21 protein-coding genes, 3 tRNA genes and 1 pseudogene are annotated in these 18,251 nt (G+C 70.8%); 16 read left to right on the top strand and 9 right to left on the bottom strand.

What is annotated here, in order from left to right:
• Positions 1 to 21 precede the first annotated feature (21 nt).
• From SD626R_RS08800 to SD626R_RS08815, 4 genes and pseudogenes are all read left to right on the top strand, one after another.
• Positions 22 to 708: a P-loop nucleotide/nucleoside kinase family protein gene (locus SD626R_RS08800; RefSeq protein WP_092565779.1), complete on the top strand. Its 687-nt coding sequence runs from the start codon at positions 22 to 24 to the stop codon at positions 706 to 708.
• A 97-nt stretch (positions 709 to 805) separates the two neighbouring features.
• Positions 806 to 1,090 (top strand): translation initiation factor eIF-1A, encoded by a 285-nt coding sequence (gene eif1A, locus SD626R_RS08805; protein ID WP_092565781.1) that lies wholly within the window; start codon positions 806 to 808, stop codon positions 1,088 to 1,090.
• Positions 1,091 to 1,228: 138 nt separating this feature from the next.
• Positions 1,229 to 1,414 (top strand): hypothetical protein, encoded by a 186-nt coding sequence (locus SD626R_RS08810; RefSeq protein ID WP_092565783.1) that lies wholly within the window; start codon positions 1,229 to 1,231, stop codon positions 1,412 to 1,414.
• Positions 1,384 to 1,584, top strand: a pseudogene (locus tag SD626R_RS08815) (SLC13 family permease); the annotation flags it as partial. The gene SD626R_RS08810 and the pseudogene SD626R_RS08815, both read left to right, overlap by 31 nt.
• 40 nt (positions 1,585 to 1,624) lie before the next feature.
• Here the strand turns inward: SD626R_RS08815 and SD626R_RS08820 are convergent.
• Positions 1,625 to 2,293, bottom strand: coding sequence for a hypothetical protein (locus SD626R_RS08820; RefSeq protein ID WP_092565785.1), 669 nt, complete (start codon positions 2,291 to 2,293; stop codon positions 1,625 to 1,627).
• Positions 2,294 to 2,420: 127 nt separating this feature from the next.
• Here SD626R_RS08820 and SD626R_RS08825 point away from each other — a divergent pair, with 127 nt between their 5' ends.
• Together SD626R_RS08825 and SD626R_RS08830 are read left to right on the top strand one after the other, a co-directional pair.
• Positions 2,421 to 3,107 carry a helix-turn-helix domain-containing protein gene (locus tag SD626R_RS08825; RefSeq protein ID WP_092565787.1) on the top strand — a complete coding sequence of 229 codons (687 nt, stop codon included), beginning with the start codon at positions 2,421 to 2,423 and terminating at the stop codon, positions 3,105 to 3,107.
• A gap of 77 nt (positions 3,108 to 3,184) precedes the next feature.
• The gene (locus SD626R_RS08830; RefSeq protein ID WP_092565789.1) at positions 3,185 to 3,919 is read left to right on the top strand and encodes an MBL fold metallo-hydrolase; all 735 of its coding nucleotides are present in this window, start codon (positions 3,185 to 3,187) and stop codon (positions 3,917 to 3,919) included.
• 147 nt (positions 3,920 to 4,066) lie between these two features.
• Here SD626R_RS08830 and SD626R_RS08835 read toward each other — a convergent pair.
• A tRNA-His gene (locus tag SD626R_RS08835) sits at positions 4,067 to 4,139 on the bottom strand.
• Positions 4,140 to 4,320: 181 nt separating this feature from the next.
• Here SD626R_RS08835 and SD626R_RS08840 point away from each other — a divergent pair.
• From SD626R_RS08840 to SD626R_RS08865, 6 genes are all read left to right on the top strand, one after another.
• Entirely contained in the window at positions 4,321 to 4,776 is a 456-nt protein-coding gene (locus tag SD626R_RS08840) for a DUF5814 domain-containing protein (RefSeq protein WP_092565791.1), read from the top strand.
• 645 nt (positions 4,777 to 5,421) lie between these two features.
• A complete protein-coding gene (locus SD626R_RS08845; RefSeq protein ID WP_092565819.1) occupies positions 5,422 to 6,258 on the top strand; it encodes a COX15/CtaA family protein in 837 nt (278 codons plus the stop codon).
• A 59-nt stretch (positions 6,259 to 6,317) separates the two neighbouring features.
• On the top strand, positions 6,318 to 7,124 hold the full coding sequence (locus tag SD626R_RS08850) for a basic amino acid ABC transporter substrate-binding protein (protein WP_092565793.1): 807 nt from the start codon (positions 6,318 to 6,320) through the stop codon (positions 7,122 to 7,124).
• Between the two features lies 1 nt (position 7,125).
• Entirely contained in the window at positions 7,126 to 7,929 is an 804-nt protein-coding gene (locus SD626R_RS08855; protein ID WP_092565795.1) for an amino acid ABC transporter permease, read from the top strand.
• The gene (locus SD626R_RS08860; RefSeq protein WP_092565797.1) at positions 7,926 to 8,675 is read left to right on the top strand and encodes an amino acid ABC transporter ATP-binding protein; all 750 of its coding nucleotides are present in this window, start codon (positions 7,926 to 7,928) and stop codon (positions 8,673 to 8,675) included. The genes SD626R_RS08855 and SD626R_RS08860 overlap by 4 nt, the downstream gene beginning before the upstream one ends.
• Positions 8,675 to 9,601, top strand: coding sequence for an amino acid ABC transporter permease (locus tag SD626R_RS08865; protein ID WP_092565799.1), 927 nt, complete (start codon positions 8,675 to 8,677; stop codon positions 9,599 to 9,601). Before SD626R_RS08860 ends, SD626R_RS08865 begins: the two co-directional genes overlap by 1 nt.
• A gap of 4 nt (positions 9,602 to 9,605) precedes the next feature.
• Here SD626R_RS08865 and SD626R_RS08870 read toward each other — a convergent pair whose 3' ends face one another.
• On the bottom strand, positions 9,606 to 10,682 hold the full coding sequence (locus SD626R_RS08870) for a zinc-dependent alcohol dehydrogenase family protein (RefSeq protein ID WP_092565801.1): 1,077 nt from the start codon (positions 10,680 to 10,682) through the stop codon (positions 9,606 to 9,608).
• A gap of 252 nt (positions 10,683 to 10,934) precedes the next feature.
• On the opposite strand from SD626R_RS08870, the gene SD626R_RS08875 reads away from it, so the two are divergent.
• Entirely contained in the window at positions 10,935 to 12,065 is a 1,131-nt protein-coding gene (locus tag SD626R_RS08875; RefSeq protein WP_176697302.1) for a sensor histidine kinase, read from the top strand.
• A 24-nt stretch (positions 12,066 to 12,089) separates the two neighbouring features.
• On the opposite strand, the gene SD626R_RS08880 is transcribed toward SD626R_RS08875, so the two are convergent.
• Positions 12,090 to 13,574, bottom strand: a complete 1,485-nt coding sequence (locus SD626R_RS08880; RefSeq protein WP_092565805.1) for a replication factor C large subunit — start codon at positions 13,572 to 13,574, stop codon at positions 12,090 to 12,092.
• A 283-nt stretch (positions 13,575 to 13,857) separates the two neighbouring features.
• Between SD626R_RS08880 and SD626R_RS08885 the strand changes: the two genes are divergently transcribed.
• On the top strand, positions 13,858 to 14,061 hold the full coding sequence (locus tag SD626R_RS08885) for a type II toxin-antitoxin system HicB family antitoxin (RefSeq protein ID WP_092565807.1): 204 nt from the start codon (positions 13,858 to 13,860) through the stop codon (positions 14,059 to 14,061).
• Positions 14,062 to 14,162: 101 nt separating this feature from the next.
• Here SD626R_RS08885 and SD626R_RS08890 read toward each other — a convergent pair.
• From SD626R_RS08890 to SD626R_RS08910, 5 genes are all read right to left on the bottom strand, one after another.
• Positions 14,163 to 14,233, bottom strand: a tRNA-Pro gene (locus SD626R_RS08890).
• A 98-nt stretch (positions 14,234 to 14,331) separates the two neighbouring features.
• Entirely contained in the window at positions 14,332 to 15,330 is a 999-nt protein-coding gene (locus SD626R_RS08895; protein WP_092565809.1) for an RNA-guided pseudouridylation complex pseudouridine synthase subunit Cbf5, read from the bottom strand.
• A gap of 21 nt (positions 15,331 to 15,351) precedes the next feature.
• Positions 15,352 to 15,930, bottom strand: a complete 579-nt coding sequence (gene cmk, locus SD626R_RS08900) for a (d)CMP kinase (protein ID WP_092565811.1) — start codon at positions 15,928 to 15,930, stop codon at positions 15,352 to 15,354.
• A 96-nt stretch (positions 15,931 to 16,026) separates the two neighbouring features.
• Entirely contained in the window at positions 16,027 to 16,386 is a 360-nt protein-coding gene (locus tag SD626R_RS08905) for a DUF7977 family protein (protein WP_092565813.1), read from the bottom strand.
• Positions 16,376 to 17,416 carry a zinc-binding dehydrogenase gene (locus SD626R_RS08910; RefSeq protein WP_092565815.1) on the bottom strand — a complete coding sequence of 347 codons (1,041 nt, stop codon included), beginning with the start codon at positions 17,414 to 17,416 and terminating at the stop codon, positions 16,376 to 16,378. The genes SD626R_RS08905 and SD626R_RS08910 overlap by 11 nt, the downstream gene beginning before the upstream one ends.
• A gap of 249 nt (positions 17,417 to 17,665) precedes the next feature.
• Here SD626R_RS08910 and SD626R_RS08915 point away from each other — a divergent pair.
• Together SD626R_RS08915 and SD626R_RS08920 are read left to right on the top strand one after the other, a co-directional pair.
• A tRNA-Ser gene (locus SD626R_RS08915) sits at positions 17,666 to 17,751 on the top strand.
• 57 nt (positions 17,752 to 17,808) lie between these two features.
• The coding region (locus SD626R_RS08920; RefSeq protein ID WP_092565817.1) for a 30S ribosomal protein S13 at positions 17,809 to 18,251 on the top strand (443 nt) is incomplete at its 3' end.

The raw sequence follows: 18,251 nt of genomic DNA on the forward strand, positions 1-18,251 counted from the left end.
CACACCGGTGCGTAGCGACAGATGAGCGACCGAGGCGGTCGAGCGCCGGACCGAACCGAACCGTCGGCCGGGAACCGCGAGACGGCGGCCGGGGCCGAGCAGACGCCGTCGGCCGTCGCGGCCGACGGCGACGCGTCGCGCGGCCGATTGGCGGTCGTCTGCGGGCTCCCCGGAGTCGGCAAGACGACGGTGGCCGAGCGCGTGGCCGCCCGCCTCGACGCCGAGGTCCTCCGCACGGACGTGATCCGCAAGGAGCTGTTCGACGACCCGGCCTACACCGACGCGGAGACGGAGGCGGTGTACGCGGCGCTGATCGACCGGGCCCGCGAGCGCGTCGCCGACGGGGACGCCGTCGTCCTCGACGCCACGTTCGCCGACGCGCGCTTCCGCGCGGACGCCCGCGAGATGGGCGAGCGGGCGGCCGGCTCGTTCGACCTCGTGGCCGTCGAGTGCGACGAGTCGGTCGTCGAGCGCCGGATCGAGCGCCGCGACGGGATCAGCGACGCCGACTTCGAGGTCTACCTCCACTTCAAGGAGGTCTTCGACCGGATCGAGACCGACCACGTGGTCGTCGACAACTCGGGCGACGAGGCGGCGACGTTCGCGCAGGTCGACGCCGCGTTCGGCGGGGAAGTCGAGGGTGGCAGGGCCGACAGTGACGACGACGTGGTCGGCGATGACCCGGTCGACGGCGACGGACACGCGTGAGCCGCGGACGCTCGCCTCGGTGCGTGCTATCGATTCGCACGCGAAACGCGCACACGCGTCTCCCACCACTTATACGGGCGAGCGCACTACGAAGTGTATGAGCGAAGAATCCGGGCGTCGGAACCTCCGAATGCCCTCGGACGACGAAGTGTTCGCCGTGGTGACCGAGCACCTCGGCGGGAACCACGTCCGCCTGCGCTGCGTCGACGGCGAGACGCGACTGGGCCGGATCCCCGGCCGCATGAAGTACCGCACGTGGATCAGCGAGGGCGACGTCGTGCTCGCGGAGCCGTGGGACTGGCAGGACGAGAAGGCGAACGTCGAGTGGCGGTACGAGGACGACGAGGCTGACCAGCTGCGCCGCGAAGGCCACATCCAGTAGCTCGCTTTTCACGCGGTGATCGGTCCCGGACCCCGACTTCCGGCGTCGTAGCCGCGCCTCCGGCGACTCGGACCCCGTCGCGGTTCCGTCGCGCGAGCCAGAGCGAAGCCCTTTGTGGCTCCCCCGCGGCGTTCGACCATGCTCGCCGGCGCGTCGACGGGGACGCTCGTGGTGTTCGGGCTGATAGCCGCCGCGCTGGTGCTGTTCGTGACGGAGGCGATCCCCAACGACGTCACCGCGATCGGGATCGTCGTCGCGCTCGCGGCGACCGTGCTGACCACGGGGCCGATCGCGCCAACGGGTTCGCGTTCCTGCTCGTGGTGACGTTCGCGTCGGCGACGTCCTTCTCGACGCCGGTGGGGTACCAGACGAACCTGATGGTGTACGGTCCCGGCGGCTACGAGTTCGCCGACTTCGTCCGGGTCGGCGGGCCGCTCCAGCTCCTGCTCGCGGTCGTGACGACCGCCGGCGTGGCGGCGCTGTGGGGCGCGTGACCGCGGTTGCGAAGCCGGCCGCTTCCACGAGTCGATCGGGTCAGCCGAACAGTAGGATGATCACGGCCACGAACAGCAGCTCGCCGCCGACGAGCAGGACCGCGACCAGCCAGTAGCGGTAGGTCCAGAGCCACTCTGCGGTCCGGCTCCACCGCGCCGAGAGCCCCGGCCTCGCGGCGTCGCCCTCGTCTCCGTCGGCCTCGCGCTCCCCGACGTACGCCTCGTCGAGCCGCCACCCCTCGTCGGGGTCGTACGTCGCGGGGACCCGGGTTCCGGCCAGCTCGTCGACGTCGAGCGGCGAGACGCCCGCGGCGTCGAGGAACGCGAGGAACGCCTCGGATTCCGCGAGCGACCCGTCCCGCGGGGCCCGGAACCGCTCGACGTGGGTCGACCCCCCGTGCGGCGGCCGGAACTTCACGACGACGTGCCGCTCGGTCGATCGCACGCCGGTCACGACGAGGACGCTCTCCTCGTCGTTGAGATACGCCTCTCGAAGGCGACGCTGCACCTCATCGTCGACGGCGTCCGCCCCGTTGACGGCGTCCGTCTCGCCGGCGGATTCCGCCTCGTCGGCGGGACCCGTCCCGTCTGAGACCCCGTCGACCGGGGTCGTCCGCTCGCGCTCGTCGCCGAACGATGTCGTCACCTCGCCGTCGTCGTCGGGCGACGGCTCAGTCTCGTGCCCGTCGTCGGAGGGGCCTTCGGGCATTCGACCGGTAGTTGGCGACGCGCGCTCATAAGCCCGTGGCAGCGTCGGGGTGAGCGTCGCCGCGCGCCTCGGAGTCGCCTGCCGGTCCGTCCGGAAGCCGTTTGAACCTCGGCGGTCACCCTCCGGTATGCGCGAAGTGACCCTTCGGATCCGCCACCGCGGCGGGCCGGAGTCCGAGGTGAGCGCCCGCCACCCGGAGGTGACCATGCGGTCCGTCTCGTCGATGACCGGTCGGGGGAGCGAGCGGAAGCGGATCGTGGAGCTCCGCGGTCCGACCGCGGACATCGAGTCCTTCATCCGTGAGTTCCGCGCGGCCGACGACGTCGTCGAGGCGGAGCCGCTCTCGCCGGTCAACGGCACCCACGCGTACGTGGCGGTGGTCGTCGACACCGAGGGGTGGGAGGGGATCCGCGAGCGCCTCGCCGAGATGGGGATCCACTACCGCACCGGGACGACCATCGTCGGCGGGATCGAGCGCTGGACGGTGTATATCGAGCCCGACGACGACCTCTCGGCGGTGATCCGCGAGCTGGAGCGCGGCGGCAACGACGTCGAGCTCGCGCGCAACGTCGAGCTGGCGTCGATCGAGCGGCCGCCGGGCCTCCCGGCGTCGGGCATCCTCGACGGGCTCACGTCGAGACAGCGGGAGGTCCTCGCGACGGCGATCGCGGTCGGCTACTACGACCACGAGGGCGGCGTGGGCGTCGAGGATGTCGCCGACGAGATCGGGCTCGGGTCGACGACGGTGTGGGAGCACCTCTCGCGGGCGGAGTCGACGGTGATGAACGCCCTCTTCGATCGGTTCGAGGGATAGCGACGCGCGTCGAGCGAGCGCGGCGTCGCCGACTGACACAGCGCAACTGACAACTCCGGGGCCGTCGAAGGGACGCCATGACCTCGAACGTCGACGCCGATGTCACGCTCGTCCGCAACGCCACGCTCTTGGTGACCGTAGGCGAGACGACCTTCCTCGTCGATCCGCTGTTCGCGTCGGAAGGCGCGCTGCCGCCGATCGACGACACGGCGAACGACCGGGCGAACCCCCTCGTCCCGATGCCCGACGTCGACCTGTCGCACGACGCGGTGGTCGTCACCCACCGCCACCCCGACCACTTCGACGACGCGGCGCGGGAGGCGCTGGACCCGGACGTCCCGCTGTTCTGTCAGCCCGCGGAGGCGGCGGCGTTCCGCGACGAGGGGTTCACCGACGTGCGCCCCGTCGAGGACGCGGCGTCGTTCGCGGACGTCACGCTCCACCGGACGCCGGGCCGCCACGGACACGGAGAGTTGGCCGAGCAGATGGGCCCCGTCTCCGGCTTCGTCTTCGAGGGCGACGACACGCTGTACCTCGCCGGCGACACGGTCTGGTACGAGCCGGTCGCGGAGACGCTAGACCGGTTCGAGCCCGACGCGGTCGTGCTCAACGCCGGCGCCGCGCGGTTCAATCACGGGGAACCGATCACGATGGGCGTCGACGACGTCGCCGCGGTCCGTGAGGCCACCGACGCCGCGGTCGCCGCGGTCCACATGGAGGCGATCAACCACTGCCTGCTCTCGCGGGAGGAGTTGCGAACGGAGACGGAGGACGTGGTCGTCCCGGAGGACGGCGAGCGGATCGAGTTCTAGTCGCGCGGCTGTCCGGTAGCGGCGCTTCGGAGAAGGTCCGGGTGCGAGAATCGAACCCCGGTCGCTCTGCTCACATTCGCTCGCGTCGCTCCCCGCTTCAATTCTCCGCGGAGCCTCGCGGCTCGCGGTGTCGCTCGCCGCGAGAAGGTCCGGGTGCGAGAATTGAACCCGCGTCTCAGCCTCCACAAGGCTGAAGGATAGTCCACTACCCTAACCCGGACACGCGTCGATATCTACCCCGCTTCGATAAATAACGGTTACGACTCCCGGACGGGCGTGTGACGCGGTGGCGTCCGGTGATAGCGCCGAGTCGCCATGGGTCGTCTCGGGTCGCCCGTCGGGCGAACGAGGGCGACGCACCGCGCCGTTTTTACTGCCCGCCGGCGTACGTCGGCGCACCCGTGGCGTTCACCGATAAGATCTACGTCAAGAACCACCGGCAGCTCGCCTCCCAGCTGGAGACGAACATCCCGAAAGGGGCGTTCGCCGGCGCGACCCTCGACATGCTGTTCACCGGCGACGGCCTCTCGAAGCTCGACTCCACCACCCGCGACCGCATCCTCGACTTCGCCGAGGACTTCCTCGACTGCGACTGCCAGGCGAACCCCTACTGCGGCTGCCCCGAGGAGAAGTTCATGCGGTACGTGCTGGAGCTCCGGGCCGAGGGGCTCGGCCCGCAGGCGATCGTGGACGTGATGACGGACGATTACATGGTGTACGCGTACACCGGCGACGTGCTCTCGTTCCTCGACGACGCGGTGCGGAACCTGGAGGCGGTCGAGACCCTCGCCGACGTCGAGGGCGACGAGGAAATGTCCGACCGCGCGCGACGAGCGAAGCGCGAATTATCGGGATAGAACGAGGCAGCTCAAAGCGATTCCGTCGGTTCGAACGATCACGTGCAGACCGGTTCCGCCGGCGGTGTAGTGAACGCCTTCAAAGCCTCAGTTGCCCGGATACAGGCGCACGACTTCAAATCGGCGGATCCCTCCAAAGCCCCAGCTGGGAGGCGGGCGCACGCTCGCTGCGCTCCTCGTCACTCGCGTTGCTCGTTCCTGCGGTGCTTGATCGTCATCAGAACGCGCAGCGTTCTGATTGGCTCACGAGAGCAGAGCTCTCGTGAACGCCTGCGCCCGCCTCCCGGCTGCCCCTTCGAGTCCCATCCCGCCCAGCACCGCAACCGCCCTCGCACCTCCCCAGCCTCGTCGCCGGCGGCGGAGCCGCCGGCTGCCAGAGGCGCGTCGCGCCTCGCTGCCGCTCACGCCCTGCGGGCGTTCGCGGCGTCCCTCGCGCGTGCCTGCAAGCGGCCGCCCTCGGCGGCCGCGAGTCAGCACGCGCCACCGCAGTCCTATTTATGAACAATATCGTCTGTCACGGCCGATCCACCTTCCCGTCCGCGTGGAGCGTCCGAACGGTCTAAGTGCGCTCGCGCCCGAACTCGGGTAATGAGTTTTCGGCCCGCGTGGCTGACCTTCAGGCGATACGCGGCGGCGACGACGGGGATGACGCTGACGCTGTTCGCGCTCGGCGTCTACACCGCGGCGACCGGCTCCGGACTGGCGTGCGAGGCGCAGTGGCCGCTCTGCTCGGACCAACTCATCCCCGCGATGACGATCAACCCGGACTTCATCGAGTGGTTCCACCGGGCGTGGGCGATGATCACCGGGTTCCTCATCGTCGGGACCGCGGGGTGGACGTGGCTCGGGAGCTTCGACCGGCGAACGCGGCTCGCGGCGACGCTCGCGGTCGCGATCCTCCCGCTGCAGATCACCGTCGGCGCGATCACCGTCACGGTCGGCGGGCTCGTCCCGGGCGGCTACACCGTCTCGACGCACGCGGCGCACCTGATCGTCGCGCTGACGATCTTCACGCTGCTCGGACTGGCGACCATCTGGGGCGGCGGCCGCGGGTCGGCGCGGCTCCTCCGGATCGCGGCGACGGTCGGCGTCGCGGGGATCGCCGCCAGCGCGGTCTTCTCGCGGGCGGTCCCGTTCGTCACGTACTCGCCGGGCGCGCAGGCGGGCTTCTACGCGACCGGACTCGCGGGGCACCTCGGCCTCGTCGCGACGGTCGCGTTCGCCACCGAGGCGGTCCGGTCGGGCTACGGGGGCGTGAGCCGCGCCGCGGCCGGGACCGTTCGCCTGCTCGCCGCGGGCGCGATGGCCGCGCTCGTCGCGACGCTGCTCCTCGGCCGCGACCTGGTGTTGTACACCGCGGTCTGGGAGCGGATCAACCTCGTTGCCCTGGGCGTCGCCGTCGCGCTCGCGGCCGGCGCGGCGTGGGTCGCGCGCGACGCCGGCGAGGTGCGCGACGGCTCGGCCCCGATCGGCGGCGACTGACCGGACGGTCGGCCGTTCGCGGAGGAAAGGTTAAAATCGGTCCACGTTCTCCCACCGATATGCCATACCGTACGGAAACCGATGTGAGTCGTCGGACGTACCTGAAGCTGACCGGTGGCGCGAGCGCCGTCGGACTCTCCGGCGTCGCCGGGTGCCTCGGCGAGAGCGGCGGCGACGGCGCCACGATCACGCCCGGTACCGCGCCGGGGTTCCCGCCGTTCGAGATGCAGCAGGACGGCGAGCTGGTCGGCTTCGACGTCGACCTGCTGGAGGCCGTCGTCGGGGAGACCGAGTACGAGATCGACGAGTGGGCGACCTTCGAATTCGACGGGCTCATCCCCGCGCTCACGCAGAACGAGGAGATCGACGTGATCGCGGCCGCGATGACGATCACCGAGGACCGCCAGGAGACGATCGCCTTCTCGGACCCCTACTGGGAGTCCGACCAGGCGATCCTCGTACGCGAGGGCGGTGACTTCCAGCCGTCGGGCTGGGCGGACTTCGAGGGCGTCCGCGTCGGCGCGCAGTCCGGGACGACCGGGGCCGACCAGGTGGAGTCGAACCTCGTCGGCGAGGGGATCATCTCCGAGAACGACTTCTCCACGTACGACAGCTACGTCCTCGCGGTCGAGGACCTCGCGAACGAGAACATCGACGCCGTCGTCGTCGACAACCCGGTCGCCGAGACGTTCGCGGCCGAGCGCGACGTGACGATCGCGTTCATCGAGGAGACCGGTGAGCGGTTCGGCTTCGGCCTCCGGCAGGGCGAGTCGGAGCTCCAGTCGGCGCTCAACGACGGGCTCGCGACCGTCCGCGACGGCGGGACGTACCAGGAGATAACCAACACCTGGTTCGGGCAGGAGTAGGATGTCGGCCGCGGGGTCGCTCGCGCTCGCCGCGTCCGGCAGCCTCGGCGCCCTCGCGTCGGGCGCCGTCTCCGCCGCCGCCCATCCGGCCGCGAGCGCCGTCTGGCTCGTCGGCGAGGGGGCCGACTGGGGGTTCGTCCTGCGGAACGCCGACTACCTGGCCGGGGGCGCCCTGCTGACGGTCGGACTCACGGCCGCGTCGATTCTCCTCGGCTTCCTCGTCGGCTTCCCGGCGGGCGCGGTCGAGGTGTACGGCGGCGGGCTCCCGAAGCGGCTCGTTGGCGGCGCCGGCGTCGTCCTCCGCGGGACGCCCATCGTCGTCATCCTCCTCGTGATGTACTTCGTGATCGGGGTCCCGCAGGTGAACCTCGGCGTCGCGTCGATCTCGCCGGCGGTCTCGGCGGGGATCCTGGGACTCGGACTCCGCAGCGCGGCGTACCAGTCGCAGATCTTCCGGGCGACGCTGGCGAGCGTCGACGACGGGCAGTTGGAGGCGGGGCGGTCGGTCGGGCTCTCGCGGTTCGAGGCGATCCGCTACGTCGTCGTCCCGCAGGCGCTCCGGCGGTCGATCCCGGGGTTCCAGAACGAGTTCACGATCGTCCTGAAGGACACGAGCATCGTCTTCGCGATCGGGCTCGCCGAGCTGTTGACCCGCGGGGCCGACCTGTTCACGCAGCGGACGACCGCGGTGTTGGAAGTCATCCTGTTTATCAGTGCAATCTACTTCGTCCTCACGTTCGCGACGAACCGCGCGCTCGACTACCTCGGTACCCGCTACGCGATCCCGGAGGGCGAGTCGGTATGAGTGACGCCGACGCCTTCCTCCGAGTGACCGACGTCTCGAAGTGGTACGGCGACGAGCAGGTGCTCGAAGACGTCTCCTTCGAGATGGACCGCGGCGACGTCACCGTGCTTATCGGTCCGTCCGGGTCGGGCAAGTCGACGATGCTGCGCTGCGTCAACCGCCTCGCGGAGGCCCAGGAGGGGTCGATCACGCTCGACGGCGAGGAGGTGCTCTCGCCCGACACCGACGTCGACGAGCTCCGCCGGGAGGTCGGGATGGTGTTCCAGAGCTTCAACCTGTTCGCGCACCTGACCGCGACCGGGAACGTCGCGCTGGGGCCCCGCCGCGTGCTCGGGCTCTCCGAGGACGGGGCTCGCGACCGCGCGGCGGCGCAGCTGGAGCGCGTCGGGCTCGGCGACCAGCTCGACTCGTACCCGGCGGAGCTGTCGGGCGGGCAACAGCAGCGCGTCGGGATCGCCCGCGCGCTGGCGATGGAGCCGAAGCTCATGCTGTTCGACGAGCCGACGAGCGCGCTCGACCCGGAACTCATCGGCGAGGTGTTGGAGGTGATGCGCGGGCTCGTCGACGAGGGGATGACGATGCTCGTCGTCACCCACGAGATGAGCTTCGCGCGGGCGGTCGCCGACGAGATCGTGTTCCTCGACGACGGTCGCGTCGTCGAGCGCGGCCCGCCGGAGCAGCTGTTCGAACGGCCTGAAAAGGAGCGGACCGGCCGCTTCCTCGAACGCATCGCGAGCCACGACTGATGGCGGGGGCGACGAGACCGCAGACGGTGGCCGAGCGCGCGGCCGACGCGGAGGCGTCCGCCGGTCGGATCCTCCTCGTCGCGGCCGGCGCGCTGTTCTGGGGCTGGCTCGTCGTCAGCTGGGTCAACCGGTGGCTCGGCGGGCCGCTCGTCCCCGTCGGCGACCCACTCGTCTCGCCCGCCGCCGTCGAGGCCGCCCTCGGCGCGGTCCCCGTCCTCGCCGCGGTGGCGGCCGACGCCGCGTTCGTGATCGAGCTCACGCCGGTCCTCGCGCAGGGGACGTGGCTCACGGTCGTCATCACCGGCGTGAGCCTCGTCTGCGGCTTCGTCATCGCCGTGCCGCTCGCGGTCGCGCGGGTGTACGGCCGGTTCTCCGCGTGGCTCTCGCTCGGCTACACCGAGCTGCTCCGCGGCACCCCGCTCCTCGCGCAGCTGTTCGTGCTCTACTACGGGCTGAACCTCGCGTCGTACGTCCCCGGCGCGCTCTCCGGCGTCTTCGCGCGCGATGTCGTCTGGGTCGCGATCTTAGGGTTCACGCTCAACGGGGCCGCCTACCAGGCGGAGTACATCCGCGGCGCGGTCGAGAGCGTCGACGAGGGCCAGATCACCGCGGGGCGGGCGATCGGCCTCTCGAAGGTGGAGTCGATCTACCACGTGGTGCTCCCGCAGGCGCTCCGGTACGCGATCCCCTCGTGGACGAACGAGTTCGTCTACCTGATCAAGTACTCGTCGCTCGCGGGCTTCATCACCGTCCCGGAGCTCTACTACCGGGCCGACCAGGTCGCCACCGACACGTTCCGGTACACCGCCATCTTCCTCGTGCTCGGCGTCATGTACCTCGCGCTGGTGCTCACGGCCTCGAAGGTCATGGAGCGCGTCGACGCCAGCGTCGCGATCCCGGGGCTGGGCGCGGACCGGGACCGGTGACCGGTCACCCCTCGAAGTCGGTGACGACCTCCACGCCCTTCACGTCGTACTCGTCCATCGCCGCGAGCCGGTCCGAGACGGCCGACAGCGACAGCTCCCGAGCGACGAGCGCGCCGGGGTCGACGTCGGTCGCCTCGATCAGGTCGAACAGGTCGCCGTAGCTCGTCGGCGGCATCCCGCGCGCGCCGAGGAAGGAGACCTCCCAGCGCGTCATCCAGTCGGTCGGCAGCGAGACCTCGCCGCGCTCGGCCTCGGTGGTGAGCCCGACCTGCACGTGGGTCCCGCGCGGGCGCACCGAGCGGACGGAGTTGCGACACGTCTCGGCGATCCCGAGCGCGTCCATCGAGACGTGGACGCCGCCGTCCGTGAGCTCGCGGACCCGCTCGGGGACGGACTCCCCCGTCGATAGCGACTCCGGGTTCACGAGGCGGTCGGCGCCGAGGTCGCTCGCGAGCGAGAGCGCGTCGTCGTCGACGTCGACGGCGACGACCCGCGCGCCGAGCGCGGCGCCGAGCTGGACCGCGGAGAGCCCGACGCCGCCGCAGCCGTGGACCGCGAGCCGGTCGCCCCCGCTCAGGGCCGCCCGCTCGGCGAGCGCGTGGTAGGCGGTCATATATCGACAGCCGAGCGCGGCGGCGGCGGTCGCGCCGAGCCACGGCGGGCGCTCGATCAGGTTGTAGTCGGCAGTCGGGACGGCGACCCGCTCCGCGAAGGCGCCGGGCGCGGCGGCCTCGAAGCCGAGCGCGCGCCCGTCGGCGCAGACGTTGCCCGCGCCCCGGCGGCAGTACGGACAGGTGCCGTCGCCGAGCGAGAAGGGGACGACGACGCGGTCGCCCGGCGCGAATCGGTCGACCTCGCGGCCGACGGCGGCCACCTCGCCGGCGGGCTCGTGGCCGAGCACCTGTCCCCGCGGAACCCGGTCGTCGGCCCACTCGCCGTGGCCCATCCAGGCGTGCCAGTCGCTCCGACAGACGCCGCACGCCGCCACGCGGACCACGGCCTCGTCCGGCCCGGGCTCGGGGTCGGGGAGGTCGCGGACCGCCAGCGGTTCGCCGTACTCGCGAAGGATCGCCGCGCGCATGGACCGAGGGAGGGAGCGGAGCGAAGTAAAACCCTCCCGAGTTCCGGTCGAATGCGGACCGGCCCGCGTCTGACAGTTATACGGGTACTGATAACACGGGTCGCGATTTGGCGTAACGGGCCGAAAAATGCTCTTTTCGTCCTCGTTCGACTTGATTTCGAACCGTTACGCGTTGATACTGAACGTCAGACAGCTGATAGCTAGGTAAGGTTTATTATCCTACAAGATAGGGTTTGACACGTGTTACCGTCGATGGAGCGTCGGCCCGGCGTCGCCTACCGACGGCCGGACGGCGATCCGAGCCGGTTCGTCGTCGAGGCCGCGGGTGAGCCCCGGCTCGACGTCGACGCCCTGCCTCGGACCGGTTGGTTGGAAGCCACGGCCGAGGCCGACCGCGAGCGCCTCCGGTCTGCGCTCGACGAGGAGCCGGTCGATGTCACCTATCGCCTTGCGCTCGGCGACGACGACCCCACGTGGGTCAGGGAGTGCGGGCGCCTCGACGGGAGCGGCGACGTCGTCGGCTACCTCCTCCCGGCGAGCGAGCGCGTCGAGCGTCGCCGTCGATTGGAGCGACAGCGCGAGCGCTTAGAGGAGTTCGCCAGCGTCGTCTCGCACGACCTCCGCAACCCGCTCTCGGTCGCCGTCGGCAACGTCGAGCTGGCGCGGGAGTTCGAGGGCGAGGCGGCCGACGAGCGGCTCGACCGCGCCCACGACGCGCTCGACTGGATGGACGACCTCATCTCCGACCTCTTGGCGCTCGCCCGCGAGGGCCGCTCCGTCGAGGAGACCGCGACGGTCGACCTGCGCTCCGTGGTCGACGCGGCGTGGCACACGGCGGGGTCCGGCTCCGACGCGACGCTCGTCGTCGAGGACTCGCTCCCGTGGGTCGAGTGCGACCGCAGTCGGCTCCGGCAGGCGCTGGAGAACCTCTTCCGGAACGCGATCGAACACGGCGCCCCCGACGACTGCTCGCCGGGAGAGGTGCCCGGAACGGCCGAGCGAGACGCCGAGGGCGACGATCCGACCGGCGCAAGCGGTTCGGCCGAAGACGGCGAGCCGACGGGCGCGTCCCTTCGCGTCTCGGTCGGCGTCGGCCCGGAGGGGTTCTACGTCGCCGACGACGGCTCCGGGATCGACCCCTCGGAGCGGGAATCGGTGTTCGAGCCGGGACACACGAGCGCTGACGACGGCACCGGCTTCGGGCTCGCGATCGTCGAGCGCATCGCCGAGGCCCACGGCTGGACGGTGTCCGTGACTGAGAGCCGGGCGGGCGGCGCGCGGTTCGAGTTCCACGGGATCGACGTCGTCGACGAAGACGCCGACCCGACGGAGGCGGACGGAGGCGACGCCGCGACCGGCCTCGGCGGCTCGTCGAGGGAGTAGCGTCGCGGCCGCGACGGCGGACGCTCAGACGAAGTCCCCGAGCCCCGCCTGTCCGTCGTCCTCGCCCTCCTCGCCGTCCGCGTCGCCGGCGTCGTCCGCGCCGGGCCCGTCGCCGTCGCGGTTCGGATCCCCCTCGCCGCCCGCGGCGCCGGCCCCGTCCGCGTCGGCGTCCTCGACCGCTCGCGCCCCGCCGGCGAACGCCCCCTCGGCGTGGTCCTCCATCCGCTCCTCGCGGAGCGCCTGCGCGTCCTCGACGATCGACGCGACCTTGTTCGTGGACTCGCCGGAGCCGGTGACGAAGGAGACGCCCGCCTCGTCGAGGTCGTAGGCGGCCGCCATCGCGACCGTCAGCTCGCGGGGCTTGCAGTGGTGGGTGACCGCCTCTAGGAAGGGGAGCACCTCGCGGCGGGCTGTGGCGACGCTGCAGCCGCTCGCGGCCGCGATCTGTCCGACCACCTCGTCGGCGGTCGCGTCCGAGGAGCTCCAGAACTGGGGCCGGCCGTAGCGGGTCCACCCGCCCTTCTCCCCGTCGCGGGCGGCGGCGACACCGGCGGCCGCGTTGTCGGTCGCGTAGCGCCAGTAGGTGTAGTTCTGCGTGGCGCGCACGCGGCCCAGCCACACGTCGGCGTTCGCGAGGAAGTCGTACGCCCGGACCGACTCCGCCGGGTCGTACACGTCGAGGACGTTGTTCTCGATCCACTTCGTGAGGTCGTCGGGCGTCTCGTCGACGGCGTACGCCGACTCCAGCGCCTCCTCCGCCGACTCCTCTTTGAGGATCGCGTCGAGGAACGGGAACAGCCCGAGCGCCTTGTCGCGGTCGCCGGTAACCACGTCCCCGACCGCGATCGCGTCGCGGCCCTCCGTGGCCGCCTGCAGATCGTTGATCGCGCCCCGGAGGTCCCCGCGGTTGCGCTCCGCGATCCGTTCGAGCGCGTCCGACTCGAACTCGATCCCCTCCTTCCGGCAGACGTCTCGGAGGACGGGCACGATCGAGCGCGCGGAGACGTCGCGGAACTCGATCTCCTGCGTCGCGTTCCGGAGCCCGCGCGCCATGTCGTAGTAGTCGTTGGCGATGAGGACGATCGGCTGGCCCGACTCCTTGACCAGCTTCGTGATCGCCGAGGCGCCGCCGCGGTCGTAGTTACCGTGGATGTTGTCCGCCTCGTCGACGACGACCAGCTGACGCGAGGCGGTGTCGCCGCCGCTCGCGCCGCCGCCCGCCGCGCTGCCCCCGAGGGTGGCGTTTCGGGCGGCCCGGCCCGCGAAGCGCTCGATGACGTCGGCGGTGCGCTGGTCGGAGGCGTTCAGCTCGACCGTCTCCCAGCCCATGTCGTTCGCCAGCGCGTGGGCCGCGCTCGTCTTCCCGACGCCCGGGCTCCCGTGGAGGACGACGGCCTCGCGGTGGTCGTCCCAGGAGCGCGCCCAGTCCGCGAACGCGTCGCGGGCCTTGTCGTTGCCGCGGACCTCCGAGAGCGTGCTCGGGCGGTACTTCTCCGTCCAGTCGGCCATTACCGGCGGTAGGAAGGTGCGGCGTTTAGTGGTTCCGGAGAGTCACTCCTCGCGTCGAGCCTTCAGATCGAGCCGAGGGGCCACCCCCTCGTACGCCTCGTCGCTGGAGACGACGGTGTCGCCGCCGCGCTCTTCTCGATGTCCGCGAACTCGTCTCGAAGCGCGGCCCTCAAACGCCGGGAAGAGTACGACGAGGTCGACGACTCCGAGGCGCCGATCGAGTCGGAGACCCCGGACTCGTAGCGACAGAACGCTTATTCCGAGGTCACTACCACTACCAGCCATGAGTACTGGCCGAGAGATCCGTCTGATCGAAGAGGACGAAGGGGGCTGGTCGGCGATCGATCAGGGGATGAACGTCGCCAGCCAGGGCGAAACGCGCGAGGAGGCGCTCTCGAACCTCGACGAAGCGATCGAACCGACGAAAGAAGCCCGCGAGGCGGACACGGACGCACCGGAGCCGGACGCCCCGTGGTTCGAGGGATGAGCGGCCTGCCGTTGAGGAAGTTCATAGTGCACCCTTGAGCGCAGTTTTCGGGTGTTAGACGGTGCTGAGGCTCTCGATAATGAGAACCAATAAAATTTTTATGGGACCGCTGAGAATCGAACTCAGGTCATACGGACCCCATCCGCATAGGATACCACTACCCCACGGTCCCTGACTGCACGCGGAAAAACGGCGGTACGGTAATTAAGGACTTCGCTTCACTCGTCGTCGCCCTCGCTCTCGTCCGTATCCGGAACCGCGACGACGCGGTCACAGGAGGACGCGTTCCAGCGAGACGACGACGCCGGCGTCGGCGTCCGGATCGCCGACGAGTCGGCCGAGACAGACCGCGACGCCGTCGGGCGTGTGGCACGCGACGAGCGGCGGGTCGCCGTCTCGGGACTCCGCGTTCGGATCGACCGTCGCCCCCGCGTCCGCGCCGATGACGCCGGGCGCGTACACCGGCGCGCCGGTGGCGACGCTGCGCGCGGCCGAGGGCGCGACCGTGACCGACGGGAGGTGCACCAGCGCCTCCTCGGCGGGGCGAACGACTTCGCGCAGCAGCGACTCGTCGCCCTCGCGCGCCCACGCGAGTCCGTCGACGAGGTCCTGCAGGGGATGCAGATCGCGGTCGTCGAACGGGTCGGTGGCGGTCCGGCGGAGGTGGCCCATGTGCGCGCCGACCCCCGTCGCGAGCCCGATGTCGTGGCAGAGCTTTCGGACGTACGTCCCGGACTCACACCGGATCCGGAGGAGCGCCTGCCGGTCCTCGACCTCCAACACGTCGAGCGCGTGGATCGTCCGCGTTCGGAGCCGGCGGGTCACGGCGCTCTTCCGCGGCGGCTTCTGGTAGATCTCCGCCTCGAACTCGGCGGCGACCTCGCGGAAGTCGCCCGGCGGCGACCCGTGGAGTTCGAGGACCGAGACGTACTCCTTGCTCCCCTCCAGGAAGACCTGGGCCGCTCGGGTCGCGTCGCCGGTGAGCGTCGGCAGGCAGCCGGTGACCTTCGGGTCGAGGGTGCCGGCGTGGGCGACGCCGTCGATCGGGTCGCCCGCCGGATCGAACTCTTCGAGGGCGTCGTTGACCGCGTCGCGCACCCACGCGGAGAGCTGGTGGGAGGACGGGCCGGCCGGCTTGTCGACGTTGACGACGCCGAACCGGAGCAGCTCGGGGATCGACCGCTCGCCCGGCGGGGCTCGGAGCGGGTCGGCGGCGGAACCGGTGGGGTCGTCCGCGGGCGCGGGGTCGTCGTCGAGGTCGTCTGTCATGTGGGTCGTGGGAGGCCGCTCTCAGAAGTCGTAGCGCACGCCCTCGATGGGCGTTTTCCCCTCGTCGGCCGCGGGGTCGTACGCGTCGACGGTGGCGACGAGCACGTCGAGGAAGCGCTCTGGGGCCCAGCGGGCGGTGTTGTACGCGGCGTCGTAGATCGACAGGTCGTCGACGTCGATACCGTAGAGCTCGCGGTACCGTTTGCGTTCGGACTCCTCCCGGCGCTCCGTCTCGGCCCGCGCCCGGTCGACTGGCTTCTCCTCGCGCTCCGCGATCCGCTCGGCGCGGACGGAGAGCGGGGCGTCGAACCAGAACCGGAAGTCGGCGTGGTCGGCCGCGAGCCACCCGGCGAGCCGCGACTCCAGGACGAGTTCGTCGCTGGTCCGAGCGGTCTCGCGGAGGCGACGGTCGAGTTTGCGGTCGAACTGGGGATCCTCCTCGGCGAACTCGTTGAACTCGACCGGCGTCATGTCGCGTTCGGCCGCCATCTCGCGGAAGATGTCGCCGCCGGAGAGGTGCTCCACGCCGAGGCGGTCGGCCAGCCCCGCGGCGTTCGTGCTCTTCCCGCTTCCCGGCGGGCCGGAGACGGTGATCAACATACCGCTACTGCGCGGGTGGCGTTCAAAACGGTTGTCGTTCGGCGCTCGCCGGCGGTGCCGGCGGGCCCGTCGCTCCCGCGGCGACGACGCCGCCCGCTACCGCCTCCGCGTCGCCGCGGTCATCGACCAGACGGCGACGAGGCCGAGCAGGACGGCGGGGACGAGCGGCAGCGCCAGGTACGTCGCGAAGAAGGGCAGCCCGAACCAGCCGGCCGCGTACGGGTAGAGGTAGATGACACCCGGGATGACGAGGGCGCAGGTGAAGATGGCAGCCGTCAGCGCCCACCCCTTCCGGCCGAAGCCGTCGGCGGTCGGCTCGCCGGTCCCCGGTTCGTCGGCGGCCGATTCCGACGCGGTGGCGCCGGCGGTCCCGTCGCTCTCGCCGCCGCCCTCGCCCGCCGGGACGTGGACGTAGCCCCCGTCCGCGCTCCCGTCCGCGTCGGTCTCAGAGCTCACTGTCGGGCTTTACCACTACCTTGCCAAAGCCCTCACGGTTCTCGATCATCTCGTGGGCGCGCGCGGCCTCGCTCATCGGGAGCGTCTCACGGACACGCGGCTCGAAAGTGCCGTCCCAAACCAAGTCCAGCACGTCGTCGACCTCGCCAGGCGTCGCCATCGTCGAGCCGATGACGGACAGCTGGTTCCAGAAGATCCGGTTGAGCCCCGCCTCGGGTCCTCCGCCCGTCGTCGCGCCGCAGGTGACGAGCCGACCGCCCTTCGCCAGCGACTTCAGCGAGTTCGGGTAGGTGGCCTCGCCGATGTGGTCGACGACGACGTCGACGCCGCGGCGCCCGGTGAGCGCCGAGATCTCCTCGGCGAAGTCGTTCGCCTCGTAGTCGATGACGTGGTCGGCGCCGCACTCCTCGGCGTGCGAGAGCTTCGCCTCGGTGGAGGCGGTCGCGAACACCTCACAGCCCGCGTGGTCGGCGATCTGGACGGCCGCGTGGCCGACGCCGCCGGAGGCGCCGAGGACGAGCACCTTCTCGCCGGCCTCGATGTCGGCGCGCGTCTGGAGCATCCGCCACGCGGTCTGGAAGACGAGCGAGGCGGAGCCGGCGACCTCCCAGTCGACGCCCGAGGGGACAGGGACGAGGTTCTCGGCGGGGACGGCCGCGAGCTCGGAGTGGACGCCGCGGACGTGCTCGCCGATGATGTGGAAGGAGGGGCAGAGCGACTCCTCACCGTGGCGGCAGAACTCGCACTCGCCGCAGGAGACGCCGGCGCTCACGGCGACGCGGTCGCCGGGCTCGAACCGCGTCACACCCTCGCCGACCGACTCGACGACGCCGGCCGCGTCGCTGCCGGGGACGTGGGGCATCTGCAAGTCGATACCGGGCATCCCGCGACGCGTCCAGACGTCGAGGTGATTCAGCGCGCCCGCCTTGACGTCGACGAGGACCTCGCCGCGGTCGGGCTCCGGGTCGGGGAACTCGCCGTACTCGATCACGTCGCGGTCGCCGTGGGCGTCGAACTGGACGGCCTTCATGGATCGCCCCACCCGCGGCATCCACTAAACAGTACGCCAAACGGAACCGCCACGGCGGCGTGCGATTCGCGAATCGTCGGTCTCGACGGCGATCCGCGGTTCGCCCGTGACAACGCCTCACACCCGTGCGAAGCGGGCGCATCCGCATCGCCCTTCCGTGATGTTTAAGTAGCGAAGGCGGGACCGTACGGATGCACGAACTGCAGGGGCGCCGGGTCCCGAGTCCACGAGGGCGATGATACGACGCGAGTTGCGGTAGCCAAGCCTGGCCCAAGGCGCAGGGTTGCTAACTCTGTGGCGTCACTGCCTCCGGGGTTCGAATCCCCGCCGCAACGCTCGAACGGACCGAGCACCGCCGGATTCGCGCCGGTAGGGCTCACCACAACCAACACATGAGCACGGAAGAACCACAGGACGACTCGCCGGAGGAGGAGGAGGAAGACCTCCAGTACTTCGTCCGGATCGGGGGCGCTGACCTCGACGGGACGAAGACGGTCGAGCGAAGCCTGTCCGAACTCGACGGCATCGGCACGCGCACGGCGCGGCTGGTCGCCGAGAAGGCCGACGTGGACCGCAACGCCACGTTCGGGCTCCTCGACGAGGGTGACATCGACGCGGTGGTCGACATCGCCGAGAACCTCGAAGACCACGTCCCGTCGTGGATGACGAACAGACAGAACGACTTCTACTCCGGGGAGACGACGCACCTCGTCGGCACCGACGTCAGCGAGAAGCGTCGCCACGACATCAACCGGATGAAGGTCATCGAATCGTACAAGGGCGTTCGCCACAAGCGCGGCCAGAAGGTACGCGGCCAGCGCACGAAGTCCACGGG

Origin of the sequence: Halorubrum sp. SD626R, assembly GCF_001261915.1 — an archaeon.
In the GTDB taxonomy this organism is placed as follows: domain Archaea; phylum Halobacteriota; class Halobacteria; order Halobacteriales; family Haloferacaceae; genus Halorubrum.